This window comes from Streptomyces prunicolor NBRC 13075 (assembly GCF_000367365.1).
Classification (GTDB): domain Bacteria; phylum Actinomycetota; class Actinomycetes; order Streptomycetales; family Streptomycetaceae; genus Streptomyces; species Streptomyces prunicolor.
In genome coordinates, this window is the sequence record NZ_BARF01000094.1 from 29,824 (window position 1) to 55,812 (window position 25,989).

The 25,989-nt window shown below is 71.1% G+C and carries 20 protein-coding genes; 13 read left to right on the forward strand and 7 right to left on the reverse strand.

Going from position 1 to position 25,989, the window contains the following annotated elements:
* Positions 1 to 42: 42 nt before the first annotated feature.
* Positions 43 to 798, reverse strand: coding sequence for a PaaX family transcriptional regulator C-terminal domain-containing protein (locus tag SPR02S_RS39795; RefSeq protein ID WP_019062609.1), 756 nt, complete (start codon positions 796 to 798; stop codon positions 43 to 45).
* Between the two features lie 74 nt (positions 799 to 872).
* On the opposite strand from SPR02S_RS39795, the gene SPR02S_RS39800 reads away from it, so the two are divergent.
* Positions 873 to 2,540 (forward strand): acyl-CoA dehydrogenase family protein, encoded by a 1,668-nt coding sequence (locus SPR02S_RS39800; RefSeq protein ID WP_019062610.1) that lies wholly within the window; start codon positions 873 to 875, stop codon positions 2,538 to 2,540.
* Positions 2,541 to 2,626: 86 nt separating this feature from the next.
* Entirely contained in the window at positions 2,627 to 4,678 is a 2,052-nt protein-coding gene (locus tag SPR02S_RS39805) for a hypothetical protein (protein WP_019062611.1), read from the forward strand.
* Positions 4,679 to 4,770: 92 nt separating this feature from the next.
* On the opposite strand, the gene SPR02S_RS39810 is transcribed toward SPR02S_RS39805, so the two are convergent.
* Complete coding sequence (locus tag SPR02S_RS39810; RefSeq protein WP_019062612.1) at positions 4,771 to 5,355, reverse strand: Rv1733c family protein; 585 nt, start codon at positions 5,353 to 5,355, stop codon at positions 4,771 to 4,773.
* Between the two features lie 214 nt (positions 5,356 to 5,569).
* Here SPR02S_RS39810 and SPR02S_RS39815 point away from each other — a divergent pair, with 214 nt between their 5' ends.
* From SPR02S_RS39815 to SPR02S_RS39830, 4 genes are all read left to right on the forward strand, one after another.
* Positions 5,570 to 6,721: a WD40/YVTN/BNR-like repeat-containing protein gene (locus tag SPR02S_RS39815; RefSeq protein WP_078623142.1), complete on the forward strand. Its 1,152-nt coding sequence runs from the start codon at positions 5,570 to 5,572 to the stop codon at positions 6,719 to 6,721.
* Between the two features lie 118 nt (positions 6,722 to 6,839).
* On the forward strand, positions 6,840 to 7,517 hold the full coding sequence (locus SPR02S_RS39820) for a uracil-DNA glycosylase (protein ID WP_026151277.1): 678 nt from the start codon (positions 6,840 to 6,842) through the stop codon (positions 7,515 to 7,517).
* The gene (locus SPR02S_RS39825) at positions 7,514 to 8,542 is read left to right on the forward strand and encodes an N-acetylglucosamine kinase (protein ID WP_019062615.1); all 1,029 of its coding nucleotides are present in this window, start codon (positions 7,514 to 7,516) and stop codon (positions 8,540 to 8,542) included. The genes SPR02S_RS39820 and SPR02S_RS39825 overlap by 4 nt, the downstream gene beginning before the upstream one ends.
* Before the next feature lie 105 nt (positions 8,543 to 8,647).
* Positions 8,648 to 9,571: a sirohydrochlorin chelatase gene (locus tag SPR02S_RS39830; protein WP_078623143.1), complete on the forward strand. Its 924-nt coding sequence runs from the start codon at positions 8,648 to 8,650 to the stop codon at positions 9,569 to 9,571.
* A 91-nt stretch (positions 9,572 to 9,662) separates the two neighbouring features.
* On the opposite strand, the gene SPR02S_RS39835 is transcribed toward SPR02S_RS39830, so the two are convergent.
* Together SPR02S_RS39835 and SPR02S_RS39840 are read right to left on the reverse strand one after the other, a co-directional pair.
* Positions 9,663 to 10,700, reverse strand: coding sequence for a lactonase family protein (locus SPR02S_RS39835; RefSeq protein WP_019062617.1), 1,038 nt, complete (start codon positions 10,698 to 10,700; stop codon positions 9,663 to 9,665).
* A 139-nt stretch (positions 10,701 to 10,839) separates the two neighbouring features.
* Positions 10,840 to 12,333, reverse strand: a complete 1,494-nt coding sequence (locus SPR02S_RS39840) for an FUSC family protein (protein WP_026151279.1) — start codon at positions 12,331 to 12,333, stop codon at positions 10,840 to 10,842.
* Between the two features lie 190 nt (positions 12,334 to 12,523).
* Between SPR02S_RS39840 and SPR02S_RS39845 the strand changes: the two genes are divergently transcribed.
* The 5 genes from SPR02S_RS39845 to SPR02S_RS39865 all read left to right on the forward strand — a co-directional run bounded on the left by SPR02S_RS39845 (position 12,524) and on the right by SPR02S_RS39865 (position 18,655).
* Positions 12,524 to 13,000, forward strand: a complete 477-nt coding sequence (locus SPR02S_RS39845; RefSeq protein ID WP_019062619.1) for an Lrp/AsnC family transcriptional regulator — start codon at positions 12,524 to 12,526, stop codon at positions 12,998 to 13,000.
* A 19-nt stretch (positions 13,001 to 13,019) separates the two neighbouring features.
* A complete protein-coding gene (locus tag SPR02S_RS39850; protein WP_019062620.1) occupies positions 13,020 to 13,712 on the forward strand; it encodes an HAD family hydrolase in 693 nt (230 codons plus the stop codon).
* 42 nt (positions 13,713 to 13,754) lie between these two features.
* Positions 13,755 to 15,929, forward strand: coding sequence for a TerD family protein (locus tag SPR02S_RS39855; RefSeq protein ID WP_019062621.1), 2,175 nt, complete (start codon positions 13,755 to 13,757; stop codon positions 15,927 to 15,929).
* Positions 15,930 to 16,107: 178 nt separating this feature from the next.
* Positions 16,108 to 16,812, forward strand: a complete 705-nt coding sequence (locus tag SPR02S_RS39860) for a class I SAM-dependent methyltransferase (protein ID WP_052347120.1) — start codon at positions 16,108 to 16,110, stop codon at positions 16,810 to 16,812.
* A 217-nt stretch (positions 16,813 to 17,029) separates the two neighbouring features.
* Entirely contained in the window at positions 17,030 to 18,655 is a 1,626-nt protein-coding gene (locus SPR02S_RS39865; protein WP_373283398.1) for a SpoIIE family protein phosphatase, read from the forward strand.
* A gap of 70 nt (positions 18,656 to 18,725) precedes the next feature.
* On the opposite strand, the gene SPR02S_RS39870 is transcribed toward SPR02S_RS39865, so the two are convergent.
* Entirely contained in the window at positions 18,726 to 20,207 is a 1,482-nt protein-coding gene (locus SPR02S_RS39870) for an MFS transporter (RefSeq protein ID WP_019062624.1), read from the reverse strand.
* 342 nt (positions 20,208 to 20,549) lie between these two features.
* On the opposite strand from SPR02S_RS39870, the gene SPR02S_RS39875 reads away from it, so the two are divergent.
* On the forward strand, positions 20,550 to 21,449 hold the full coding sequence (locus tag SPR02S_RS39875; protein ID WP_019062625.1) for an amidohydrolase family protein: 900 nt from the start codon (positions 20,550 to 20,552) through the stop codon (positions 21,447 to 21,449).
* Positions 21,450 to 21,460: 11 nt separating this feature from the next.
* Here the strand turns inward: SPR02S_RS39875 and SPR02S_RS39880 are convergent, their stop codons facing one another.
* Positions 21,461 to 22,921, reverse strand: coding sequence for a glycoside hydrolase family 76 protein (locus SPR02S_RS39880; RefSeq protein ID WP_019062626.1), 1,461 nt, complete (start codon positions 22,919 to 22,921; stop codon positions 21,461 to 21,463).
* Between the two features lie 33 nt (positions 22,922 to 22,954).
* On the reverse strand, positions 22,955 to 24,568 hold the full coding sequence (locus SPR02S_RS39885) for a glycoside hydrolase family 27 protein (RefSeq protein WP_019062627.1): 1,614 nt from the start codon (positions 24,566 to 24,568) through the stop codon (positions 22,955 to 22,957).
* A 249-nt stretch (positions 24,569 to 24,817) separates the two neighbouring features.
* On the opposite strand from SPR02S_RS39885, the gene SPR02S_RS39890 reads away from it, so the two are divergent.
* On the forward strand, positions 24,818 to 25,987 hold the full coding sequence (locus SPR02S_RS39890; RefSeq protein WP_019062628.1) for a glycoside hydrolase family 76 protein: 1,170 nt from the start codon (positions 24,818 to 24,820) through the stop codon (positions 25,985 to 25,987).
* Positions 25,988 to 25,989: the final 2 nt, after the last annotated feature.

The window sequence follows — 25,989 nt, forward strand, 5'->3', positions numbered from 1 at the left end:
CGCGACCGCGCCATCGCCGCGCAATCGATCACGGGACACCGCTCAGGCCGGATTCCCCAGCACGGCCGCGATCAACTCCCGCCGATGACGGGTGTATTCGGTGCGCAGGGCGGGGCCCGGCCAGTCGGTGGGCAGGAGTTCGGGGGGCAGGACCGGGTCGGCGAGCAAGTGGCGTACGGCGGCGGCCAGTACGGTGAAGCGGTCGGCCGGGCGGTCCGCGGTGGCGGTGATCTGGGCGAGCAGGGCCTCGGCCGTCTTCGCCCAGGCGTCAAGTGGCCATAGATTCATGGCCAGTTCGCGGGCGGGCTCCTCGGGGCGGGTGGTGAAGTGCCGGGCCACCGCGCCGAGTTCGTCCGGTCGGGGCCGTAGCAGATTGGCCGGGCGGAGCCAGACTCCCTCGCGGAGTTCCGCGAGCCGGAGGGCGGTCAACTTGCCGCGCAGGTCGGCTCGTTCGGCGGGGCCGCGGCCGGTCGCGGTGACGACGGTCATCTCCCAGTCCCCGTCCCAGGGGCGGGTCTCGGGGTGTACGGCGGCGTCCTGGCGGCGCTGGCGTTCCAGCAGGCGGTCACTGAGCCGGTAGACCGCGTCCGTGGTGCGCAGATCGCCGGCGGCCACCATCCGGCTGAGCGCGGCCCGCAGGGTGGAGCCGGCGACGCCCAGGGGTTCGACGGCACGGAGCAGATCCCGCACCGGCAGCTCGGGCGGATGCGTGCCCAGCAGCAGGCTGAGGACGACCGACCGCGCGGACAGCGGGCGCAGGTCCACCTCGCCGGGCCCTTCTGACACGTTCATCCGCATGGCCTCGCACTCTACGTGGCGGTTCTCGTGTTACATCATTGATGCAGTCGCATAAATAGTGCAACACTGACCGTATGGCCCAGACACTCGCGCACATACCGCCGCTGCCGCGGAACGCCACGCACGACGTCACCAACCAGCCCCCGCCCCTGACCCCGTACGACACCTCCGAGGACGCGGCCCTGCTGGAGGGGCTGCGCCGGGAGGGTGCCGGCTGGGCCGAGGAGGACGTGCGGCGGCTCGGTCGGGCGGCGGGCAGCGCGGAGGCGCAGGAGTGGGGTGAGCAGGCCAACCGGCACGAGCCGGAGCTGCGTACGCACGACCGCTACGGCAACCGGATCGACGAGGTCGAGTTCCACCCGTCCTGGCACCGGCTGATGGGCGTCGCCGTGGCCGAGGGGCTGGCCGGAGCGCCCTGGGCGGACGAGCGTCCCGGCGCCCATGTGGCCCGTACCGCACGGGGGTTGGTGTGGGGACACACCGATGCCGGGCACGGCTGCCCGACGTCGATGACGTACGCCGCCGTCCCGGCCCTGCGCGCCCAGCCCGAACTGGCCGCCGTCTACGAGCCGTTGCTGACGAGTCGGGTGTACGACCCGGTCCTGCGTGTGCCCACCGAGAAGCGCGGGCTGTTGGCCGGGATGGGAATGACGGAGAAGCAGGGCGGCTCCGACGTCCGCACCAACACCACAACAGCCGCCCCCACCGCCGAACCCGGTGTGTACACACTGCGCGGCCACAAGTGGTTCACGTCGGCGCCGATGTGCGACGTGTTCCTCGTGCTGGCACAGGCGCCTGACGGACTGTCATGCTTCCTGGTGCCGCGGGTGTTGCCCGACGGCAGCCGGAACACGTTCCGTATCCAGCGGCTGAAGGACAAGCTGGGCAACCGTTCCAACGCGTCCTCGGAACCCGAGTTCGACGGGACCGTCGCCTGGCTGGTCGGGCCCGAGGGGCGCGGCGTCAAGACCATCATCGAGATGGTCAACTGCACCCGCCTGGACTGCGTGATGATGTCGGCAACTCTCATGCGCAAGACGCTCGTCGAGGCGGGTCACCATGTGCGGCACCGGTCCGCGTTCGGCGCGCGGCTGCTCGAACAGCCGCTGATGCGCAACGTGTTGGCCGATCTGGCGCTGGAGTCGGAGGCCGCCACGACGCTCACGCTACGGCTCGCGGGTGCGGCCGACCGCGCGGTGCGCGGGGACGGCGCCGAGTCGGCGTTCCGCCGGATCGCCACCGCCGTCGGCAAGTACTGGGTCACCAAGCGCGGCCCGGCCTTCACGGCGGAGGCCCTGGAGTGCCTCGGCGGCAACGGCTACGTCGAGGACTCGGGCATGCCCCGCCACTACCGCGAGGCGCCCCTCCTCTCCATCTGGGAGGGCTCGGGGAACGTCAACGCCCTTGACGTACTACGGGCGTTGAGCCGGGACCCCGGCCCGGCGGAGGCGCTGTTCGCCGAACTCGCACTGGCGCAGGGCGCGGACGCCCGCCTGGACACGGCCGTGAGCCGGTTGAAGACCGGGTTGAGCACGGCTACCGAGACCGGCGCCCGCCGCCTGGTGGAGCAGATGGCCCTCGCCCTCCAGGCCTCCCTCCTGGTTCGGCACGCCCCCGCCGCGGTCGCCGACGCCTTCTGCGCGAGCCGGCTGGGCGGCGACTGGGGGCACGCCTTCGGCACCCTCCCCGACTCGGCCGACCTCGACACGATCCTGGCCCGCGCGCTGCCCGAAGAAGACTGACCCTCGGTCACCACCCGATTCCGCTTCGTTGTCAGTGGAGTGGTGCAGACTCGCGATCAGTTGGCACTGCGCCTGGGGAGGACAACGTGTTCACGGGGATCGACGAGGTCGACTGGGCCTCACTGCGCCATGCGTACGGCAGTGCCGAGGACGTGCCCGGACTGCTCTGGGGACTGGCCTCCACGGACCCCGTCGAGCGGGCGGGCGCGCTCGACGGGATGTACGGCGCGGTGCACCACCAGGGGATCGTGTACGACTCGACGCTCGCCTGCGTTCCGTTTCTGTTCGCGCTCGCCGCCTGCGAAGAGGTCGCGGACCGGGGCGGATTGGTGGAACTTCTGGTCGGCATCGGACGCGGACACGCACCGGAGGAGACCGCGGAAGCGGGTGACGGGTCCGGGGCGGCGGACGCAGCCGTCCGCGCAGGCGCCGAGGTCTTCGCCGTGCTCCTCGGGGACCGGGACACCGACGTACGCCGGGCGGCGGCCGAAGCGCTCGTCCGATTCCTCGCCCAACCCGCGCGCGTGCTGGGCCTGTTGCGGCAGCGGATCACGGTGGAGCGCGACGATCGGGTCCTGCTCGCCCTCACCGAGAGCGTGGGACTGTTCGTAAGGCAGCATCCGGCCCACGCCCCCGAGGCGCTGGACATCCTGCTGATGCTCGGCACTCCGCCGTACGACCCCGGTCTACGGCTCGCCGCGCTCGGCCAACTCGCGGGCTGCGCACCCGATCTGCTCCCCGCCGACCTGGTACCGACCGTCGTCGAGCTGCTCGGGGAGCGGTCCGAGCAGCGCCGTTCGGGCCGCTTGACCCGGGACGATCCCGACGGTCCGGACCCGGACACGCTCGCGGGACGGTTACGGCGACTGCGGCCCTCGGACGAGGAGGGCGCGCTGCTGCTGCGCACGCTGCACACCGCGCTCGGCGGGCGCGTGAGCGACCGGATCGCCCTGCTGGAAGGGCAGTTGACCAGCCCGGACGCGGCCGACCGGTGCAACGGGGTGTGGATGTCGGCAGGGTTGTTCCGCGAGTGGCGGGCCGACTACGCGGCGCCGGTCGAACTGATCGGGAAGCAACTGTACGCGGGGGCACGGCCGTTGCTCGGTACGGCGGTGTCGGACCGGTTGCGCGACGCGGCGGTGTCGGTCCTGGGCGATCTCTTCCACCTGGCCGCGCCTGCCGCCGACCACCTCAACACGCTGGTGATCGCACGCCCCGACCTGTGGGTGCAGCGTTGGGAACGCCGGGCGCCGACCCTGGGCGGTCCGCTCAAGGCCCTTGCCCGCAGCGGCGATCCACGGGCGACACCGGTGCTGGCCCAAGTGCTCGCACAGCCGGTCGTCCCCGTCGATCTGGGGCGCGTGATCGTCCATCTCGGCCACTCCGCCGCACCACTTGCCCCGGCGCTACGCCACCTGCTAGGCCGGGTGCCCCTCGACTCCCCCGAGACGTACGACCGTGCCGTACCGCTGCTGTCGGCGCTGACCGCGCTCGCCGATCGGGAGGCGGTGCCCGAGGTGTTGCGGTTGTTGCGCGGGATGGCGGACGGGGTGCGGTCGAGGCCCCGGGTGGTGGAGTCGGCGGTGCGGGCGCTCGATGTGTTCGGGGGTGGTGCGGAGGGGGTCGTGCCGGTGCTGCGGGGGCTGTTGGAGTCCGAGTGCGCGGGGGTGGCGGCGGGTGCGTTGTGGTCGGTGGAGGGGGATGCGTCGGCCGTACTGCCGGTGTTGATACGGGAGTTGGCGGGGCGGGACGCGGTGCGGCGTCGGGCTGCCGCGGAGGTATTGGCTCGGCTCGGCGCGTCCGCGCGGGTTGCGGTGCCCGGGTTGTCGCGACTGGTCGAGACGGAGTGCGTGTGGGAGCGGACGGCGGGCGCGTGTGCGCTGTGGCGGGTCACCGGGGAGGCGGAGGGGGTGCTTCCGGTGCTGCGTTCGGCGTGGGTGGAGCATCCGGGTGTGCGGGGCGTCATTGCCGCGTGTCTGGTCGACATGGGTGCGGCCGGGGAGCCGCTGTATGACCTGGTGGATGCGGAACTCGCCGCGCCACGACGGCATTTGGTGCGGTCGGGCGGGCACGGGAGCCAGGACGTTCTGGAGGACGAGCGGTTGCTGGAGGTGTGCCGGGAGGTGCGGGTGGGGTGAGTCGGGGCGCGTCCGGTACGACGGGCATGACGAGGGCCCCTGTGCGCATGCGATCCGCGTACCAGGGGCGCTCGTGACGCCGTGCCGGGCGCTCAGCCCGTCTTGCGCCCCCACAGGGGGCCGAAGCGTGCCCACTCCTCGTCCCACTGGTCCATGCGCCGGCGTTCCAGCCGGATGCGCAGGGCTCGGGCGCTGACGAAGGGGACGGCCGCCGCGCCCACGCCCAGGAGGGTGCCGATCAGTACGGCCCGCAGCTGGGCCTGTGAGGCGGTGGCGGGCTTGGTGACCAGGTGGCCCCGCGGGTCGGTCCATACGGTCACCGGAGTGCCTATCGCGCTGCCGGAGGGGACGCGTACCTGGCCGGTGTGCGAGGAACCGTCAACGGCCGTCCAGCGGACCTTCGCCCAGACCGGTTCGCCGCTCGTCCTGCTGGAGTTCGCCGGGGCGGAGCCCGGCGCGTCCTGGACCACGAGGGCCACCACGGGTTTCCAGTCGACGCGTTCCTGGGCCAGCTCGTTCTCGACGGACTGGGTCGCCGTCAGACCGGCGAGCACCCCGGCGAGGACGGTGATCAGCCAGGCGCCGAGCACGATCCACGATTCCACCGCATCGGCACGGCGCTTCAGCGGATTCCGCCGCCACCGCCACAGCCACACCTTCGGACCTCGGAACGCCATCGAAGGCATCCTCCTCATGAACGCACTGACATGCCGAACCGCCCTCCCATACGGGAGACGTCTCCTCGATGCTCACGACGAATACCCCGACTCGACGTTCCCATGGCTGCCGGGCCTTTCGCAGGCGCTTCGCGGGAGGCCCCCGCAGAACTGCCCCTGACGTCAGTAGCACCTCCCTGACCTGCGGTGATGCCGGTTCCGGGGGTGACTGTCAGTGGTGGGGTGCAGACTGGCTGGTGATGGGGGCAAAGTCGCCAAAAACGCAGCGGAGGTGACCGGCATGACGGAGGTACTGCTCGCGGTGGGCACGCGAAAAGGCCTGTTCATCGGGCGTAAGCGGGGTGGGATCTGGGAGTTCGACGAGAGTCCGTACTTCAACGCGCAGGCGCTGTATTCGGTCGCTGTCGACACCAGAGGCCCCACACCGAGACTGCTGGCGGGTGGTGACAGCTCTCACTGGGGTCCGTCCGTGTTCCACTCCGACGACCTGGGCCGCACCTGGGCCGAGCCGGCGCGGCCCGCGGTCAAGTTCCCGAAGGACACGGGGGCTTCGCTGGAGCGGGTCTGGCAGCTGCACCCGGCGGCAGCCGAGCCCGACGTGGTGTACGCGGGCACGGAGCCGGCCGCGCTGTTCCGCTCCGAGGACCGCGGCGAGAGCTTCGAACTCGTCCGCCCCCTCTGGGAGCACCCCACGCGTTCACGGTGGGTTCCGGGCGGCGGCGGAGAAGGCCTGCACACGGTCCTGACCGACGAGCGCGACCCGCAGGCCGTGACGGTCGCCGTCTCGACGGCCGGGGTGTTCCGCACGGGCGACGGGGGCGAGAGCTGGGAGCCGTCCAACTCCGGTGTCTCCGCGGTGTTCCTGCCGGATCCGAACCCGGAGTTCGGCCAGTGCGTGCACAAGATCGCGCAGGACGCGGCGACCCCGGACCGGCTGTATCTGCAGAACCACTGGGGTGTGTACCGAAGCGACGACGCGGGCGCGCACTGGACGGACATCGGCGCGGGCCTGCCGTCCACGTTCGGCTTCGCGGTGGCGGCCCACCCTCACCGCGGCGACACGGCCTACGTCTTCCCGATCAACGCCGACGCGGACCGGGTGCCCGCCGAGCACCGGTGCCGGGTCTTCCGTACGGCGGACGCCGGCCTGAATTGGGAGCCGTTGTCGGCGGGGCTGCCGTCGGAGGATCACTACGGCACGGTGTTGCGCGACGCGATGTGCACGGACGACGCGGACCCGGCGGGCGTGTACTTCGGCAATCGCAACGGCGAGGTGTTCGCGTCGGACGACGACGGGGACAGCTGGCGGCAGTTGGCGTCGCATCTCCCGGATGTGCTGTGCGTGCGGGCGGCGGTCGTCGGGTGAGGGCGCGAACTCCGTTGCGGCGAGGCTTCGTTCACACGCGTCCACGGTTCGGTCGTTCTCGGTCGGGCTTCGAGCACCGGTTGATCGCCGGGCCCTGTACGGCAGTAGGGTGACGCCCGTGGCACCACGACCGTTGCATGAGATTGTCGAACCGGGCTGGGCGAAAGCCCTGGAACCCGTGGCCGGACGCGTCGCCGGGATGGGGGACTTCCTGCGCGCGGAGATCGCCGCCGGGCGCACCTATCTACCGGCCGGACCGAATGTCCTCCGCGCCTTCCAGCAGTCCTTCGACGACGTCCGCGTCCTGATCGTCGGACAGGATCCGTATCCGACGCCGGGGCACGCGGTGGGGCTGTCGTTCTCGGTGGCTCCGGAGGTACGTCCGCTGCCGCCGAGCCTGCTCAACATCTACCGGGAGCTGAACACGGACCTGGGGCTGCCCCAGCCGTCCAACGGCGATCTGACCCCGTGGAGCCAGCAGGGGGTGCTGCTGCTCAACAGGGCGCTCACCACGGCCCCGCGCAGTCCGGCCGCGCATCGCGGCAAGGGCTGGGAAGAGGTCACCGAGCAGGCGATACGGGCGCTGGCGGGGCGCGGCAAGCCGCTGGTGTCGATCCTGTGGGGCCGCGACGCCCGTAACCTCCGGCCCCTCCTCGGCGACCTGCCCTCGGTGGAGTCCTCGCACCCGTCCCCGATGTCGGCCGACCGCGGCTTCTTCGGCTCCCGCCCCTTCAGCCGCGCCAACGACCTGCTGGTCCGGCAGGGAGGACAACCGGTGGACTGGCGTCTGCCGTGACGGTTCCGGGGGACGGTTCACCGGATGACGTGGGCAGATTCCTCGCCGTGGACTCGGGAGGCTCCGGGCTCCGTGTCGTCGTGGGCGAGGTCGGTGGCAGCCGGACCTCGGCTCCGCTCTCGTCCGGGGAACCCGTTCGGACCGGTGCACGTGGCATCGATCCCGGACATTTCATGGAGCAACTGGCGCCCATGGTGCGGGTGTTGGCCGAAAAGGCCACAGTGGGTGAGTTGGGTACGGCGGTGATCGGAGCCGCCGGGCTCGCCACCCTCGGGGACGGGTTGCGGGCCGAGTTGCCGGGGGCGCTGGCCCGGGAGTTCGGGGTGCGGACCGTCGCGCTCGCCGCTGATGCCGTCACCGCCTATGTGGGTGCCCTCGGGGCGCGACCCGGTGCCGTGGTCGCCGCCGGTACCGGGCTGATCACGATCGGCACCGATCTCACCAGGTGGCGAAGAGCCGACGGTTGGGGGCATCTCCTCGGCGACTGCGGTGGCGGGGCCTGGATCGGGCGGGCCGGGCTGGAGGCGGCGCTGCGGGCGTACGACGGGCGGGACGGTGGTTCCGGGGCGCTGTTGAGCTGTGCCGAGGAGCAGTTCGGGGCGATGGCGGGCTTGCCTGGCCAGGTGTATCCGCGGTCGGACCGGCCCGCCGTACTCGCCGCTTTCGCGCCCCGTGTCGCCGAGTGCGCCGCGGACGACCCGGTGGCGGCCGGCATCCTGCGCGCCGCCGCCCGGCACATGGCCGAGTCCGCCGTCGCGGTCTGCCCGGCCGGCGGCGAGCCCCAAGTCGCGCTCACCGGTGGCCTGTTCCAGATGGGCGAGCCTCTCCTCGTACCGCTGCACGAGGAGTTGGCGAAACGGCTGCCGCATGCGCGGGTGGTTCCGGCGGCGGGTGATCCGTTGGACGGTGCCGTGCGGATCGCGCGTGATCTTGCCGCGGGTGCGCTCGCGCTGCCGTGTGACGGCGTGATGCTCTCCGTGGTGAGCCCAACGGGACTCCGTGGCGATCCCAAAGGGACAAGGTGATCGCTTCTGATCCGTACGTAACTCATCAGACAAAACAGGACGGATACCGCTCACCTGCACCCTCCCCGAACAGGGGAGCCCCAGAAGCCAGTAACATGCCTCGCCATGAGCTCCCCCACTGGGCCCGCGTCCGGCCTGCCAGTACGAATGCCGCGACCTCGCCAGCCCGGGCGGCACCGCCGACCCGAGCAGCTGGCGGCTCCCGAGGGCGCGCCCGCGCTGGTTCTGGCCGTGCCGGGCACGCCCAGCGCCGCCACGCGCAGCCTCGCCGAGGAGGTCGTGAGCATCGCGCGCTCCGAGCTGCCCGGTCTCGACGGCCGCATCGGTTATCTCGACGGGGACGACTCCGAGTTCCCCACGCTGACGTCCGTGCTCGCGCACGCCGCTGAAGAGCGCACCGCCCGCTTCGAGCAGGCCAGGGCCGCCGGTGCCGACGTCAAGGAGCCCGACGGGCCGGTGGCCGTCGTCGTTCCGCTGCTCGCCGGTCCGGACAGCGCGCTGCTGCGTCAGGTCCGCCAGGCCGTCATGGACAGCCGTGTCGCGGCCGACCTGACCGATGTGCTCGGCCCGCATCCGTTGCTCGCCGAGGCGCTGCACGTGCGGCTGTCCGAGGCGGGTCTGGCCCGTGCCGACCGCGCCCGGCTGTTCACCGTGGCGACCGCCGCGGACGGCATCATCCTCGCGTCCGTGGGCGGCGAGGAGGCCGTGCAGGCGGCCGGGATCACCGGCATGCTGCTCGCCGCGCGTCTCGCCGTGCCGGTGATGGCGGCGGCTCTGGACCAGGAGGGTTCGATCGCGGCCATCGCGGAGCAGCTGCGCGGCTCGGGCTCGCAGCAGCTGGCGCTGGCGCCGTACCTTATCGGCCCGGAGATCGACCCGGGTCTGCTCCAGGGTGCCGCCGCCGAGGCCGGCTGTGCCGCCGCCGAGGCGCTCGGCCCGTACCCGGCGATCGGCAAGCTCGCGCTCGCCAAGTACACGACGGCGCTGGGTATCGCCCAGCCACAGGCACAGGGCGCACCGGTTCGCTGACCCAACCGGCACGTGTAACGCCGTAGCGCCGAAAGGGCCCCTCCTCACGCGGGAGCGGGCCCTTCGGCATGCTGCGGAGACGACAGCCGGGTCAGTCGAAGATCACGCAGGACGCGGCGGTCACCTTGATCGAGCCGCTGCGGCGCGGGATACCCGTCGCGGGGTCGACGGTGAACCAAGTCACATCGCCGGAGCGCTCGTTCGCGACGTACAGGTGGCCTCCGGCCTCGGTGAGCGCGCGCGGCCAGTGGCCCTCGCAGGGGACCGTGCCGACCAGCCGCAGCCCGTCGCCCTCGACGGCGAGCACGGAGAGCACGTCCTCGCCGCGGGTCGCCGTCCAGACGAAGCGGCCGTCCGGCGAGGTCACGATGCCGGAGGGGTAGGCGGCGTCGCCGTCCGGCGGACCGGGCAGGACCGCCACCTCGGTCAGCGGCTTCAGCGAGCCGCTCTCGGCGTCCCAGCGGCAGACGGTGACGGTCGGGGTGAGTTCGTTGAGGACGTAGGCGTGGCTGCCGTCCGGGTGGAAGGCCAGGTGGCGGGGGCCCGAGCCGGGCCGTAGCGCGATCTCGCGGTGCAGTACGGGGCGGCCGTCCGCCAGCGTGCACACCCGCACGGAGTCGGTGCCGAGGTCGACGCTGACCGCCCAACGGCCGCTCGGGTCGGGCTGGATCTGGTGGGCGTGCGGACCCTGCTGGCGCTGTTCGTGCGGGCCGGAGCCGGTGTGCCGGAGCTGTCCGGAGGGGCGGTTCGCCAGGGTGCCGTCCGGGCGGACCGGTACGGCGGTGACGCTGCCGGAGCCGTAGTCGGCGGTGAGGACGTGCCCCGCGAACAGGCTCAGGTGGGTCGGTCCCGCGCCGCCGACGCGCACCGGCGTACCGAGCGGCTCCAGCTTGTCGCCGTTCACGCGGTACGCGGCCACCGCACCCTCGGCCGTCTCGCTGACGGCGTAGAGCGTGCCCCCGTCGGGAGCCAGGGCGAGATACGAGGGGTCGGGGACGCCGTCGACGCTGCTCAGGACGGTCAGCGCGCCGCTGTCCGCGTCCACGGCCGCCGTGACGACACCCGGGCCGCCCGCTGCCGTGAACGACCCGATGAAGGCCCGCCGTCCCCGCCTGTCGCCGTCTGCCACCGCTGTCCCCTCTCGGTCAGTGCCGTCCGGGGTGACGGTAGCAGCCGATCATGACCGGTCTAGACCAAATCCCGGAGCTTGCTGCACGGCCGTACGGGTCTCGCTCCCGTACCGGCTCACGTCTCGCACCCGTACCCGCTCACGCTCCGACGAGCCGCGAACCGGACCGTGCGCGCAGGGGTTCGGCGAGGTCGGCGAGGGCGCGTTCCAGGCCGTGGAGGTGGGCCAGCGCGGGCTCGGCGGGTGGCCGGGCGGACGTGGCCGTGAGGTGTGACGCGTCGCCGTCGGTGAGCGCCTCGACCGCGGTCTCCACGCGCCAACAAGCGGCGGCGAGGCGGGCATCGTGGGAGGCCTCGGGGTCGGCGGCCACCGTCACGAGACCGCGGATCTCGCGGGCGCAGTCGTCAAGCAGGGCGAGCACGCGGCGGGCGCGGCGCTTGCGGCCGAGCATCGGGTTCAGCGGGTGCACGAGGGGGGCGACGGACAACCGTACCCGGCCCAGGAGTTGCTCCAGTTCGGCGACGCGTCCGGCGGGGTCGGCCGTCGCGGAACCGGCGAGGCGGGCGGCGGCCTCGGCGGTGCAGGTGTGGACGCAGCGCAGGGCGCGCTGGATCCAGGCGTCGGTGGTGGTGTGGGTGGTCACCGGGAGCACGAGGAGGACGGCCAGCACGGCACCGAGCGCGCCGACGCCGGTCTCCGCGAACCGCAGCGCCAGCAGGCCGGGGTTCAGGACGCCGAGGAGGCCGTAGAGCAGCTCGGCCAGCATGGTCACCGCGAGCATCATCCAGGTGTAGGAGACGGCGGCCGAGTAGAAGATCACGAAGACGCAGGCGGCGACCAGGAGCGCGGTGGGCACGGGGGCGCCCTGGACCGGGACGGCGACGAGCAGGCCCAGAGCGATGCCGAGGACCGTGCCGAGGACGCGGCGGAAGCCGCGGACCACGGTCTCGCCGCGCGAGGCGGTGTTCACGAAGATCCACCAGGTGGCGCCGACGGCCCAGTACCAGCGCTGCCCGGACACCAACTGGCCCACCACGAGGGCGAATCCGGCACCGGCGGTCGCCTGGACGGCCTGCCTCGTGGTCACCCGGGCCAGGCCGCCAGCGGCAGTCGGTGCGGGTACGGCGGTCGGGGGCAGTCGGCGTTCGTAGCACCAGAGGCCGAAGCGGACCGTCGCCGCGGTGAGGACGGAGAGGCCAACTGCCGCGTACAACGCGGGCAGTTGGTCGGTGGTCGCGTGCAGGAACTGCGCCACGAAGAAGGTCATGAACGCGAAGACGCCGAGGCTGTGGCCGCGCGGTCCCCAGCGGCGGGCGTAGACGCCGGCGCCGACCACGGCGAGGAAGGTGAGGTCGCGGGCGACGGGGTGGTCGTGCAGTTCGGCCGCGGCGGCGAGCACCGGCAGGCCCACGCAGGGCAGCAAGGCGGTGGTGACGGTCTGCCCGCGCACCGTGGGGTCCGTCACCGTGAACAGGGCGAGCAGCGCGGCGAGACCGCCGGTGACGGCGCCCGCGAGGGACTGTCCGGTCAGGCTGCAGACGACGACCGCGAGGCCGATACCGAGGACGGCCCGAGTGGCGAACCGCAGCCGCGCGCGCCCCGGGTCCGGAGCCACGAACACCCTTTTCAGCACTGCTTCCCGCCCCCTGCGATCGCCCCTGGACACCGGCCGAACACCGGCATGAAAAAGGCGCCGCGGAGGTCCGCAGCGCCATCGACATGCCCATGAGAGCATCATTGAGGCGAGTGGCTCAAGTGGCTCGCGATCAGGTGTGCCATTGGCGCAGTCGCCGAGGGTAGGGCCATTGGTACAGTTTTCTGCCATGAGCGTGGACGAACTCGACACCCGCATCCTCAGGCTGCTTCTGGAGCAGCCGCGTACCAGCGTGCGCGAGTACGCCCGGCTGCTCGGCGTCGCGCGCGGCACGCTCCAGGCGCGGCTCGACCGGCTGGAGCGGGACCGGGTGATCACCGGTACGGGCCCCTCCCTCTCCCCCGCCGCGCTCGGGCACCCGGTGCTCGCGTTCGTGCACATCGAGGTCACCCAGGGGCATCTCGACGAGGTCGGGGACGCGCTGGCCGCCGTACCGGAGATCGTGGAGGCGTTCTCGATCACGGGCGGCGGGGATCTGCTCACCCGGGTCGTGGCACGGGACAACGGTCACCTGGAGGACGTGATCCAGCAGCTGATCAGCCTGCCGGGAGTGGTCCGCACCCGGACCGAGATGGTGTTGCGCGAGCGCGTCCCGCACCGCCTGCTGCCGCTGGTGGAGTCGATCGGCCGCGCGGCCGGGCAGTGACCCTTGGCATCCTGAACCCATGAGCAACCTCGGCGACCTCTCGGTCATCCTCGATCTCGACGGAACACTCGTGGACAGCGAGCCGAACTACTACGAAGCCACCCGGCAGACCCTCGCCGAGCACGGCGTCCCGGACTTCACCTGGGCGCAGCACGAGCGTTTCGTCGGCATCAGCACCCAGGAGACCCTCGTCCTCCTGAAGGAGCGCCACGGCCTGAAGGCGCCGGTGGAGGAGCTGCTCGCGGAGACCAACCGCCGTTATCTGGCGCTGGCCCGGGCCGCCACGCGTGTGTACCCGGAGATGCGGAAGTTCGTGGAGCTGCTCGCGGCCGAGGGGGTGCCGATGGCGGTGGCGTCGGGTTCGTCGCCGGAGGCCATCGACGCGATCCTGACGGGCACCGGGCTCGACGCGTCGCTGCGGACCGTGGTCTCGGCGGACGAGGTGGCCCACGGCAAGCCCGCGCCGGACGTCTTCCTGGAGGCCGCGCGCCGGCTGGGGGCGGCTCCGGCCGACTGCGTGGTCCTGGAGGACGCGGCTCCCGGCGCGGCGGCGGCGCACGCGGCCGGGATGCGTTGCATCGCGATCCCGTACGTGGCCGCGCAGGCCGACGCCCCCGAGTTCGCCACGGCGGGGCTGCTACTCCGGGGCGGGCAAGCGGAGTTCAGTGCGCAGAGGGCGTACGACTGGCTGGTCGGGCGCCCGGGGTCGTAAACGCGAATGCGCCCGCTTGTTCGGTTCTGGGAGCATGCAGGAATGATCGACCGACTCGAACCGCTGGTCATCCGGCACACATTCCGCGTCCCCCTCCCCACGACTCCCGTGGGTGAAGGCGCCACCGCTGCGCGGCAGTTCGACGCCGTGCTGCTCTCCGTGGGCTTCAAGCTCTCCGCGGACCTGCTGGAACGGCTGTCGGGGCTGTCCGAGGAGACAGTCGTCGGCATCGCCGTTCGCACGCTGGGGACCGTCCGCGAGCTGGTCGGCGATCACGTGCAGCACAACGCCTACTTCTTCGACTTCCCGGCCAACGTGCCCGACACCGTGGACTTCTGGATGTCGTGTGTCGCCGAGGCGATCCAGGACAAGAAAACCCCGGCCTCGACGCTCAAGCAGCTGCGGAACGGCGTGGTGAACCTCCTCAGCCTGCCGACCTACGGCAGGTACCAGCACACGTACGCCGAACTGCTGGCCGCACAGGACGAGTTGATCGCGGCGGCGGGTGACCGGCTCACGGTACTGCACGCGGGCGGCGAGCTCGCCGACGAACTCACCACGCTGTACCTGGCGTTGGCCGGCAGCACCACACCCCTGGGCGAGGAGCACCGGCACGACCTGCTGGCCCTGGCCGAGCGGTGTGCCGACGGTCCGCAGCCGGAGGAGATCCCGGTCCGGGAGAACCGCGCGCTCGTCAACCAGGCCCGCCTGAACGTGGGTTCGGAGCTGCTGCTGGACACCGTCACCGATGTGCTGCGGCTGGCCTGTGCCCTGTCGGACGGCGATGTGACGCTGGTGGAGCCGACCCGTTTCCGGTCGCTGTCACGTCCGGTGCGGCGGGCACTGCTCGCGGCGCTGGACTCGGTGGTCGCCGCGTCGCCCGCCAAGCTCGCCGACGTGGGTGTGCGCCGCGAGGCGTGGAAGCGGCTCGGTGAGCGGCTGCACCCGCACGAGTACCCGCGGTGGCCGTGCGCCGCCGAGGTGTTCGCGGTCGCGCGGGGTGAGCTGAAGGCGCCCTCGTTCGACAGCCGGATCGAGGAACTCCTCGCGGAGGGCGACCTGTTGGGCGCGGTGGAGCTGCTGAAGTCCGCGCCGGGCAAGCTGTTCCGCGCGCTGGACCGGCTGCTGCGCACGGCGCTCACGCAGGAGGAGCGGGACGCCGTGGTGGCCGCCGCGGAGCTGGTCGCGCCCGAGGTGTCCGGCCGGGTCGTGCTGTCGGTGCGCGAGCATCTGCACAACAGGGCCCGGGAGACCGGGGAGTTGCGGGTCTTCGTGAACCGGCGCGGCCGGGCCTGGGTGACCGACGACGAGCGGGCGACCGTAGGACCGGTGGAGCGGGAGCGGTTGGTTGGCGCGCTCGATGACGAGACGCGGCGTCGACTGCCTTCCCCTGAGCGGCTGTTGGTCGATCCGGAGGTGCTCGATGTGGCGTTGCCGTTGAGCGGGAAGGCGACGGCGGCCGGGCTCGGGGTGCTGCCGCGGGGGTCCCTCTCCATGATCGAGGGCGAGTTGCTGCGTTTCTTCGTGTACTGGAAGGAGAGGGCGCAGCGGACCGACTTCGATCTGTCGGCGCTGATGCTGAACGCCGACTACTCGACGAACACGTGGCTGTCGTACACCTCGCTCACCGAGGTCGAGGGCGAGCACTCCGGTGACATCGTCGAAGCGCCGGACGGGGCCTCGGAGTTCATCAACCTGCGACTGGGTGCCGTGCGCGGGGCGTTCGTCGTGCCGCAGGTCAACATCTTCGCGGGCGAGGGCTTCGAGGAGGTCGAGGAGTCGTTCTTCGGGTTCATGCTGCGTGAGGGCGAGCAGCGGGGGCGGCCGTTCGAGCCGCGTACCGTGCGGATGAAGTCGGAGCTGCGCGGTGCGGGCCGGGTCGCGCTGCCGCTGGTGTTCCTGCGCGGGGACGACGGCGGCTGGCGGGCGAAGTGGCTGCACCTGTACCTCAAGGGCAGTCCGTCGGCGAACCGGGTGGAGGAGAACCGGGTGACGGTGGCCAACCTGCTGCGCGGCATCGTGGAGCGGGAGCAGCTCACGGTCCGGCATCTCGTCGAGCTGATGAGCGGGGAGGGTACGACGGTGACGCTGTGGGACGGCGAGGGCGTCCCGGAGGGTGGTCCGGTCACCTACATCGGTCTGCGCCGCCCGGACGAGCTGCCCGCGGGATCTCGGGTCGTGACTTCCGAAAATCTGCGCGACTTGATCCCCGCCTGACTGATAGCGTCGGCTGCGGCGAGGCCATGAACGGGCTTCCTTCTCCGCTGCCTGCGGGCATTCAATCCAGTCCGTTCGCTTTCCTCGCCCTCGACGTTCCGTGAGGGGTGCCCCAGGGCGCCCCTCACGTTCTTTTTCCGCCAAAACATCGCTTCACGGACTTGTGGGACAATCCTCTATGCGCGGACGAAAGGCCACTTCAGTGAGCGCAACGAACGACGGGTCCGACTACAGCAGCCTGCGGCTCGACCGCACCGGTCAGGCCGAGGCCTTCGACGCCATCGGGGACCGGTACGACGAGGCCTTCCCGCACAAAGAGGGCCAGGTCGGCGCGGGTGAGTGGCTGATCGAATCCCTCGCGCCGGGCGCCCGCGTGCTGGACCTCGGCTCCGGCACGGGTGTGCCGACCACCCGGCAGCTGGCCGACGCGGGCTGCGAGGTCGTCGGCGTGGACTTCTCCGCCCGGATGGTGGAGCTGGCCCAGGGATACGTCCCCACCGCCACGTTCCACCAGCTGGACCTCGCCGACCTGCGCCCGGGCGGCCCGAGCGACCTGGGCCGTTTCGACGGCGTCGCCGCGTTCTTCTCCCTGCTGATGCTCCCGCGCGCGGAGATCCCGCTCGCCCTGCGCACGATCCACCACCTGCTGCAGCCGGGCGGCCTGTTCGCCCTGTCGATGGTGGAGGCCCATGTGGACGACTTCGCGATCCCCTTCCTCGGCCACACGATCAGGGTCTCCGGCTATCTCCTCGAAGACCTGCACAAGATCCTCGACACGGCCGGCTTCGAGATCGTGAAGGAGACCTCCTACACCTACGCCCCGGCGACCGCCGACGTCCCGCCCGAGGAACAGGTCTTCCTCTGCTGCCGACGACGCGACTGAGGCCGTAGCACCGACACGGCGGCCGCCCGGCCGCTCCAGTGACGGGACGAAACGTGTGACGGAGCAACCCAGCCCCCGCGAAGGCCCCGCCGGAACCGCCCGGCGAGGCGCCTCGTCGAGCGGCCCGGCAGCCGTCGTACCGCTCGGCCGGACGCCTGTGCGGCAGCTGGACCGGCTCCAGTACCTCGATGTCGCCACCCGGCGGATCGCCCGCGGGATGGACCTGGACGAGACGCTGCGGGAACTGCGGTGGGCGGCGGTGCCCGCCTTCGCGGACGCGATCGTGATCCATCTGCACGATCCGCTGCCCGTCGGGGACGAGAGGTCGGCGACGCCCGTCGTCCTGCAGCTGCACAGCATCGACCGGGCGCCGGAGGCGAGGTCCGCGCTGCTGATGCCGCACGCCGAGTACGCGAGCGTGACGGAGCGGGTGCAGCCGACGCTCGACGGCCGGCTCGCGAAGCTGCTGCTGGCCGGGCGGCCGGCCTTCGGCGACGTATCGGACGTGGGCCCCGCGGTGGCCGAACTGCTCGGCCCCGCGGCGAGCGCGCACGGCACGCTGCCGCCGGGCCGCCGGCTGATCATCGCCCCGCTGCACGGCCGCCACCACGTCATGGGGACCGTCGTCCTGCTGCGCCGCCCCGACCGCTCCGCGTTCACCGCCGACGACCTGCTCGTCGCCTCCCAGCTCGCCACCCACACCGCCATCGGCGTCCAGAAGGCGGTGATGTACGGCCACGAGGCCTCCGTGGCGGACACCCTTCAGCGCACGATGCTCCCGTCGTCGCTGCCCGAGCCGACCGGCATCCAACTGGCCAGCCGCTACCTGCCCGCTTCGAAGACCGCGCAGGTCGGCGGCGACTGGTACGACGCGATACCGCTGCCCGGCAGCCGGGTCGCGCTGATCGTCGGTGACGTCATGGGCCACTCCATGACCTCCGCCGCGATCATGGGCCAGCTGCGCACCATCGTGCAGACCCTCGCCGGCCTGGACCTGCCCCCGCACGAGGTCCTCCACCACCTCGACGAACAGGCCCAGCGGCTCGGCAGCGACCACATCGCGACCTGCCTGTACGCGATCTACGACCCGATCTCGCACCGCCTGCTCATGGCGAACGCCGGCCACCCGCCCGCCGTACTGCTGCGCCCGAACGGCCACGCCGAGGTCCTCCAGGTCCCGCCGGGCGCACCGATCGGCGTCGGCGGCGTCGTCTTCGAGTCCGTGGAGATGCCCGCGCCCACCGGCACCACCCTGGTCCTGTACACCGACGGCCTGGTCGAGTCCCGCGACACGGACGTGGGGACGGGCGTCGAGGCGCTGCGCAGCCACCTCCAGTCCACCCCGCACCGGCACCGCCGCTCCTCGCTGGACCGGCTGTGCGACCGGATCCTCACCGCGCTGGCGCCGGGCCCCCGCGACGACGACATCGCGCTGCTCACCGCCCGCTTCGACGGCTTCCCGCCGGACAGCGTCGGCTACTGGCACCTCGACCCCCACCCCCTCACCGCGGGCCAGGCCCGCCGGCTGACCCGCCGGGTGCTGCGCCGCTGGGGCCTGGACGCCCTGCTGGACACCACGGAACTCCTGGTCAGCGAGGTCGTCACGAACGCCGTACGGTACGCCTCGCGCCCCATCTCGCTACGGCTGCTGCGCACCGACGTGCTGCGCTGCGAGGTGACCGACGACTCGCCCCAGGTGCCCCGGATGCGGCAGGCGGCGCCGGGAGACGAGGGCGGCCGGGGTCTGTTCCTGGTCGACCGGCTCGCCCAGCGTTGGGGGGCGACGCGGTTGAGCACGGGGAAGGTGGTGTGGTTCGAGCAGCAGATACCGAAGGGCCAGTAAAGACCTTCCGTGTCAGGGGAGTTGGCGTTGAGATCACGGGCGTTGGCGTTCAGACCAGGGGTGTTGATGCTCAGACCGGTCCAACTCCCGTGCCTCCCTTGAGGCGTTCGAGGTCGGAGGGGCCGACCTGGATCACGATGACGGCGATCAGCGCGGCGACGACCGTGAAGATCGCGGCCATCACGAACGCGGCCGAGACCCCGGCGGTGAGGACGTGATCGCCCCAGTTGCCCGGGAGTTGACCGGTCCGCCGGAAGCGGATGCGTTCGGCCGGAGTCGCCCGGGACAGGAACGCGGGGATCTGGTCCTTCGCCTCGTTGCGGCTGGCCGTACCGAACATCGTGACCAGGATGGACAGTCCCAGCGAACCGCCCACCTGCTGCATGACGTTGAGGAGTCCGGAGGCCGCGCCGGTCTCCTGGACAGGCACGTCGGAGAGCGCCATCAGGGTCAGCGAGACGAACTCCATGCCCATGCCCAGGCTGAACACCAGCATCGGGCCGAGGACACTGCCCGGATACGTGGAGTCGACGTCCGTCAGCGTCAGCCAGGACAGACCGCCCGCCGCGAGGATCGCGCCCACCACCATGAACGGCTTGGGGCCGTAGGTCGGCAGGAACCGCGAGGCCAGGCCCGCGCCGACCGCGATGACGGCACTGACCGGCAGGAAGGCGAAGCCGGCCATGAGTGGGCTGAAGCCCAGCACGTCCTGCACGAAGAGCGTGAGGAAGAAGAACATGCCGAAGATCGCGGCCGAGAGGCAGAGCATGATGCCGTAGGTCCCGGCGCGGTTGCGGTCGCGGAACATGTGCAGCGGGGTGATCGGCTGCCGGGAACGTCGCTCGACCAGGACGAACAGGGCGAGGACGACCACGGCCGCACCGAACGAGGCCAGAGTGAGCCCATCGCTCCAGCCCTCCTGCGCGGCCCGGATGAAGCCGTAGACCAGCAGCACCATGCCCACGGTGGAGGTCAGCGCGCCGGTGATGTCGAAGTGGCCCGGGTGGCGTTCGGACTCGCGGATCCAGCGCGGGGTGGCGAGGACGATGAGCAGTCCGATGGGCACGTTGACGAAGAGCACCCAGCGCCAGTTCAGCCACTCGACGAGGATCCCGCCCATCAGCAGCCCGATCGCGCCGCCGCCGGCCGAGACACCGGCGAAGACCCCGAACGCCCGGTTGCGTTCCGGTCCTTCGCGGAACGTCGTGCTGATCAGGGCGAGGGAGGTCGGGGAGGCGATGGCACCGCCGACCCCCTGGAGGGCGCGTGCGGCGAGGAGTTCACCGGAGTTCTGCGACAACCCGCCCAGCAGGGAGGCGAGTACGAAGAGCAGCACCCCGAACACGAACACCCGCCGCCGCCCGAGAATGTCCCCGGCCCGCCCACCGAGCAGCAGCAGACCGCCGAAGGTGAGGGTGTACGCGTTGACGACCCAGGCCAGGCTGGTGGTCGAGAACCCCAACGAACTCTGGATGTGCGGAAGCGCGATGTTCACGATGGTGATGTCCAGGACCACCATCAGCTGACAGGACGCGATGACCAGCAGCGCCATCGTGCTGCCACCACCGCCGGATTCCCGGGTGGTGTTCTGCGCTGCGGGGGCTTGCCGAGGACTGCTGCTCATGGCGGATCGCACTCGCGAGAGGTAAGTGAACGGCTCCGTCCACTAGATACTCACGATTCGACCGTACGCCCGCCCCTTACTCCCCACCACTCGATCATCACAGGCCCAGGCGCTAGGTTCACACATGACAGGACATGGGGAGAAGCCATTGGTGGCCGCGAACGTCCACTCCGGTGTGCACCGGTCCCCGGCAGGGCGCGGATGCCGTGGAGCACGACTCGACCAACTCGACGTCCGCAGCACACTCAACGCCTGGGCCGGAGAAGCGACATGACCAACGTCGACGTACACCAGCATCTGTGGACCCCCTCGCTGGTGACGGCGTTGCGCGCCCGCCGCGAACCGCCGTTCCTGGACGGCTGGACGCTGTTCCTGGACGGTGAGCCGCCCTTCGAGATACCGCCCGCCGACCACGACCTCGCCCGGCGCGCCGAACTCGCCGCCGCCGACGGTCTCGACCGGGTCCTCGTCTCGTTGTCCGCCCCGATCGGCGTGGAGTGGCTGCCCGAGGCCGAGGCGCGGCCCCTGCTCGACGCCTACCACGACGGCGTGGCAGCGTTGCCCGAGCCGTTCGGGGGCTGGGCGGCGGCCTGCGTACGGGACATCGACGCGGACGCGACCACCAAGGACCTGGACCGGGGCTTCGCCGGGCTTCAGCTCCCCGCCAACTCCCTTGCGGACGCGGCCGGTTACGCCCGCTGCGCACCGCTCCTCGATCTGCTCGAAGAACGCGACCTCCCGCTCTTCGTCCACCCGGGGCCTGCCGTGGGCGACTCGGCGGACCCCGCCTGGTGGCCCGCGATGGTGCCGTACGTCCAGCAGATGCACGCCGCCTGGTACGCCTTCCGCGCCTTCGGCCGACCGCGTCATCCACGCCTGCGCGTGTGCTTCGCCCTGTTGGCCGGACTCGCCCCGCTGCACGGCGAGCGAATGGCGGCCAGGGGCGGGCAGCAACTGGCGGACAACCCGGGCGTGTTCGTGGAGACGTCGTCCTACGGCCCGACCGCCGTCCACGCGATCGTGCGCGCCCTCGGCGTGAACGCCGTGGTCCAGGGCTCGGACCGACCGTACGCGGAGCCGCCCCGGTATCCCGGCCATGGGCTGGGCGGAGCGGCGGCCTACGCCTTTCGTATCGCCAATCCGCGACGACTGCTCACCGGGAAAGGCTGAGTGACGGTCTGTCAGTTCGCCGCGTTCATCAGGTCGAGCGCGCTCTGCTGCCGGGCCGCGTCCGTGGAGTCCAGCGGTCCGGCCCAGTGCAGCCCGTACGCGTCGAGGGAGTCGCGGTCGTTCGCGTACGCGGCGTCGGCCTGGCGTTTGACGTAGGTGGTGTAAGGACGGTCGGACAGGCGGGAGTTGAAGGCGCCCAGACCCCGGACGTACGCGCCCTTGAAGGACGGACCGTCGCCACCGCAGCCGCTCGACTCGCACGGTTCCCGCAGGATTCCACCGGAGTTGAGAGCAGTCGACGTGGTGGAGGCGTCCCCGATCTGACGGCCGGTGGTGAGGAGAGCCGAGTCCCCGGTCGCGCGGTACAGCTCCGACAGACCGCCGAGCAGCACGCCCTGGTTGTACGACCACGTCGTGTCGCCGTTGTTGCCGCAGGTCGCCAAGTTGATGCCGTCGTTGACCAGATGGGAACCGTTGATCATGCCGGTGCCCTTGAACCACGACCACTCGGCGTTGGCCCGGCCGAGATACGTCGTGTCGCCCGCGATGCGGTTGTGCAGGGCGGCGTTCAACTCCAGGTAGAGGGAGTTGGCGATGGCGTTCTTGTAGGTCTTCGCCGTGCTCCACCACACTCCCCCGCCGCACGTGGAGTCCCAGTACCGCGCCATGTAATCGGCGTCCGCGCGGGCGGTGTTGAGGTAGCGGGAGTCGCCGGTGAGGTCGTACGCGTCGACCCAGGCCAGCCCCCACCAGCCCGTGTCGTCGATGTAGTCGTTGGTGAAGTTGCCGCCCTGGGCGGAGAGGTTGCGGTCGTAGGTGTTGGCGATCGCGTACTTGTAGCTGGCCATGCCGGTCACGCGGATGTTGTCGATCAGGGCGGTCAGGGCGTTGGCCGAGTTCCACCAGCCGGTGGTGTCGAACAGGCCGGTGCCCAGGTTGTACGACTGCATCAGCGCGGTGGCGGCGGCAGTCGGTCGGCTGCCCGCGTTCCACGTCGTCCGGGCCCACGCCGTACAGGCGATCTCGGCCCGGTCCCCCGCCTTGCCGCAGGCGCGCAGAGCACCGACGCCGAGGGCGTTCCAGTCGTCGACGTTGTACATCAGGGTGCGCCAACCTCCTTGCCCCGCAGGGACGGTGGCGTCGCCGAGCTTGCTGCCCGAACTCCAGGTGCGGCCGCCGTCGAAGGAGCGGTCGAGCCAGACCTCGTCGCCGGGGCTGCCGTTGGTGATCGAGGCCCAGCCCATCGCGTCGGTGTCGTCGAAGTGCAGGGCGATGCCGCGGGAGTAGATGCTCGCGCTCACCGGCTGGCGGTCACCCGGGGAGAGGGCCGGGTCGCGGGCGTCGCAGTACTTGTTGCAGATCGACGCCTGGGCGGCGGCGGTCGCGATACCGGTGGACACCGGCATGAACAGGGCCAGGGCGGCGATCAGACCGGTCCCGACTCTCCTGATGCGTCGTGCTGTTGAGGTCATGCCGGCTCCATGGGTGTGGGGGGATACGAGCGGTCAGCCCAGGCGCCACTGCTGGTTGGCGCCGCCGTTGCAGGACCAGAGTTCCAGCGCCGTGCCGTTGGCGTTGCCCGCGGGCTGGTCGCCGCCGGTGACGTCGAGGCAGAGGCCCGACTGGGTGCCCGTGATCGTGCCGTTGGGGTTGACGCTCCACCTCTGATTGGCGCCGCCGTTGCAGCCGTAGAGCTGGACCTTGGTGCCGTTGCTGGTCTGGTTGTTGTAGGCGTCCAGGCACTGGGTGCCGCCGTAGAGCCGGAGTTCACCGGCCGCGGTGATGGTCACGGCCTGGTTGGTGCCGCCGCCGCAGTCCCAGATCTCTATCTTGGTGCCGGGGGTGGTCTCGCCGTTGTAGGCGTCGAGGCAGCGGTTGGAGGAGGCACCGATGAGCGGGTGGGTGCTGCCGACGCTGGTGCCGCTGCCGACGGAGACCCGGTACATCACCGAGCCGTGGCCCGGGACGCTCGCCGAGATGCTGCCACTGGTGCTGCTGACGACGTGCGACCAGAGGTTGTTGAGCTTGTACGAGGACGCCGAGGGGAGGCCGGCCGCCGTCGCGGAGGTGGTGATGGTGGCGGCGGAGGAGTTCTCGTTGAAGAGGACCACCGAGACGTCGCCGTTGGCGAGGGGCTTGGAAAGGACGTGCAGGCCACCGGAGTTGGAGATCTCGGTACCCTGCTTGCCCAGGGAGTCCTGGTCGACGGCGATGACATCCTTGTTGCCGTAGAGGGAGAGCGTGGCGGCGGTGGCCTTGCGCAGGTCGGTGCCGGCGATCAGCGGTGCGGCCATCTCCGACCAGAGGCTGAAGTGGGAGCGGTCCTCGGTGAACGACATGCCGTTGCCGACCTCCAGCATGTCGGGGTCGTTCCAGGCGCCCGGCTTGGCGTACGCGGCGAGCTTGACGTTGGCCTTGTAAATCGACACCACCGTCGAGAAGTTGACGTTGATGTCGTCGGTGGTGCGCCAGCTGTTGCCGACGCCCGCGCCCCAGGTCCACACGTCGGCGAGGCCCCAGTTGCAGAGGCTGTAGACGATCGGGCGGCCGGTGTTGGCGAGCGCGTCGCGCATCGCGGTGTAGCGCTGCTGGTCGGGCACGTTCTGGTGGTTGCAGTTGTCGTACTTGAGGTAGTCGACGCCCCACGCGGCGAAACTGTTGGCGTCGGTCTGCTCATGGCCGAGGCTGCCGGGGTAGCCCGCGCAGGTGGCGGTGCCGGCGCTCTCGTAGATGCCGAGCTTGAGGCCCTTGCCGTGCACGTAGGCGGCGGTGCCGCTGATGCCGTTCGGGAACTTGACCGGATCGGGGACGAGTTGGCCGGCGGAGTTGCGGGCCGAGGTCATCCAGCAGTCGTCGATGTTGACGTACTGGTACCCGGCGTCCTTCAGCCCGGAGGAGACGAGGTAGTCGGTGGTCTGCTCGACCAGTTGCTCGGTCACGTTGCAGCCGAAGGCGTTCCAGTCGTTCCAGCCCATCGGGGGCGTCCTGGCGAGCCCGTTGTCGAGGGCCTGCGCGGGCGGCGCGGCGCGCAGCACCAGCAGGGCCGGGACGAGGGCCAGCAGCAGCACCATCGTGAGGGCGGCGCTCAGACGTCTCTTGAAGGGTGACGGAACGGTCATGTCGAGGTCTCCTGATTCGCCGTGTGGGGCCCGGTCGAACTCACCTGTGGAAACGTAACCATCGTGAAGGTTCCATCAGCGGAGCTGCATCGTCAATGGTCCGGACCAAAATGCCCCGGGCGTGAACTACCCGTGCCGTCAGATGCGTTGACGACCTCATGAGTCGATGACAACGTTTCCATCATCGGCACCCATCCCGAACCCACCCGCACCCACCCGCACCCATCGACTCATGACTTGGAGGCCTCCATGTCGCTGCGTCCCTCCCGGCGCGTGATGATCGGTTCCGGCCTGGCCGCGTTGACGGCGACGGTCGCCACACCCGCTTTCGCGGCCGAACGACCGAGCTCCGCACGGGCGTTGTCCCGCGCCAAGACCACGTACACCGCACTGAGGAGACACTTCGACGCGACCGACGGCTCCGGGCTGGTCCGCGAGCAGATTCCGGCGGTGGCCGGTGACAACCCGTACTCGTACGAATGGCCCTTCTCGCAGGTGCACATCGCCGCGCTCGATCTCACCGTCGTGGACGCGCAGTTCGAGCCGGAGCTGGCCCGGCGCGCGGCGGCGCAGGAGCACCATTGGAACGCCGCCGGCGGGACGACCAAGCTGCCCGGTTACGCCTCCTACCCGGTCGCGCCGTACGGGGCGGGCGGGGACATGTTCTACGACGACAACGAGTGGGTGGGGCTGGCGAAGGTCCAGCGGTATCTGCAGACCGGGGACGCCGCCGCGCTGGCCCGTGCGAAGGAGATCTTCGCCCTGGTCAAGTCCGGTTGGGACACCGACAGCAGTCATGCCGCGCCGGGCGGGGTCTTCTGGACGCAGGCCGACTGGAGCCACGACCGCAACACCGTGTCGAACATGCCGGGCGCCCAACTCGCCCTGCGTCTGCACCAGATCACCGGCGAGGCCGACCACCTGGACTGGGCGAAGCGCTTCTACGACTGGACGAACGCGCATCTCCAGAGCCCAAGTGGCCTGTACTGGGACCACCTTGACCTGCAAGGGACGATCGAGAAGACCGTCTGGTCCTACAACCAGGGCGTACCGGTCGGCGTCGCCGTGCTGCTGTACGAGGTCACCCGGGACCGCGCCTATCTGCGCCAGGCGGAGCGAGTTGCCGCCGCCTCGTACGCCTACTACGTCACGCAGGGGCGGCTGTTCACACAGCCGGTGTTCTTCAACTCGATCTTCTTCAAGAACCTGCTGCTCCTGGAGTCGGTGACCGGGAAGGACACCTACCACCGGGCGATGGCCGAGTACGCCGACCGGGTGTGGGACACGATGCGCGATCCCGCCACCGGGCTCGTGCACTTCGACTCGGCCGGTGGCACCCAGGCGATCCAGCAGGCGGCCCTCGTGCAGCTCTACGCCGCGCTCGCCTGGCCGCGCGCCAAGTGGCGGACGCTGTACTGACG

Excerpts from the sequence above, each read along its gene's own strand:
- SPR02S_RS39865 (WP_373283398.1), top strand. The coding sequence starts at position 17,030 with ATGGACCTGGACGAGACGCTGCGGGAACTGCGGTGGGCGGCGGTGCCC.
- SPR02S_RS39830 (WP_078623143.1), top strand. The coding sequence starts at position 8,648 with ATGAGCTCCCCCACTGGGCCCGCGTCCGGCCTGCCAGTACGAATGCCG.
- SPR02S_RS39855 (WP_019062621.1), top strand. The coding sequence starts at position 13,755 with ATGATCGACCGACTCGAACCGCTGGTCATCCGGCACACATTCCGCGTC.
- SPR02S_RS39810 (WP_019062612.1), bottom strand. The coding sequence starts at position 5,355 with ATGGCGTTCCGAGGTCCGAAGGTGTGGCTGTGGCGGTGGCGGCGGAAT.
- SPR02S_RS39870 (WP_019062624.1), bottom strand. The coding sequence starts at position 20,207 with ATGGCGCTGCTGGTCATCGCGTCCTGTCAGCTGATGGTGGTCCTGGAC.
- SPR02S_RS39795 (WP_019062609.1), bottom strand. The coding sequence starts at position 798 with ATGCGGATGAACGTGTCAGAAGGGCCCGGCGAGGTGGACCTGCGCCCG.
- SPR02S_RS39845 (WP_019062619.1), top strand. The coding sequence starts at position 12,524 with ATGAGCGTGGACGAACTCGACACCCGCATCCTCAGGCTGCTTCTGGAG.
- SPR02S_RS39850 (WP_019062620.1), top strand. The coding sequence starts at position 13,020 with ATGAGCAACCTCGGCGACCTCTCGGTCATCCTCGATCTCGACGGAACA.
- SPR02S_RS39800 (WP_019062610.1), top strand. The coding sequence starts at position 873 with ATGGCCCAGACACTCGCGCACATACCGCCGCTGCCGCGGAACGCCACG.
- SPR02S_RS39890 (WP_019062628.1), top strand. The coding sequence starts at position 24,818 with ATGTCGCTGCGTCCCTCCCGGCGCGTGATGATCGGTTCCGGCCTGGCC.
- SPR02S_RS39875 (WP_019062625.1), top strand. The coding sequence starts at position 20,550 with ATGACCAACGTCGACGTACACCAGCATCTGTGGACCCCCTCGCTGGTG.
- SPR02S_RS39860 (WP_052347120.1), top strand. The coding sequence starts at position 16,108 with ATGCGCGGACGAAAGGCCACTTCAGTGAGCGCAACGAACGACGGGTCC.
- SPR02S_RS39885 (WP_019062627.1), bottom strand. The coding sequence starts at position 24,568 with ATGACCGTTCCGTCACCCTTCAAGAGACGTCTGAGCGCCGCCCTCACG.
- SPR02S_RS39880 (WP_019062626.1), bottom strand. The coding sequence starts at position 22,921 with ATGACCTCAACAGCACGACGCATCAGGAGAGTCGGGACCGGTCTGATC.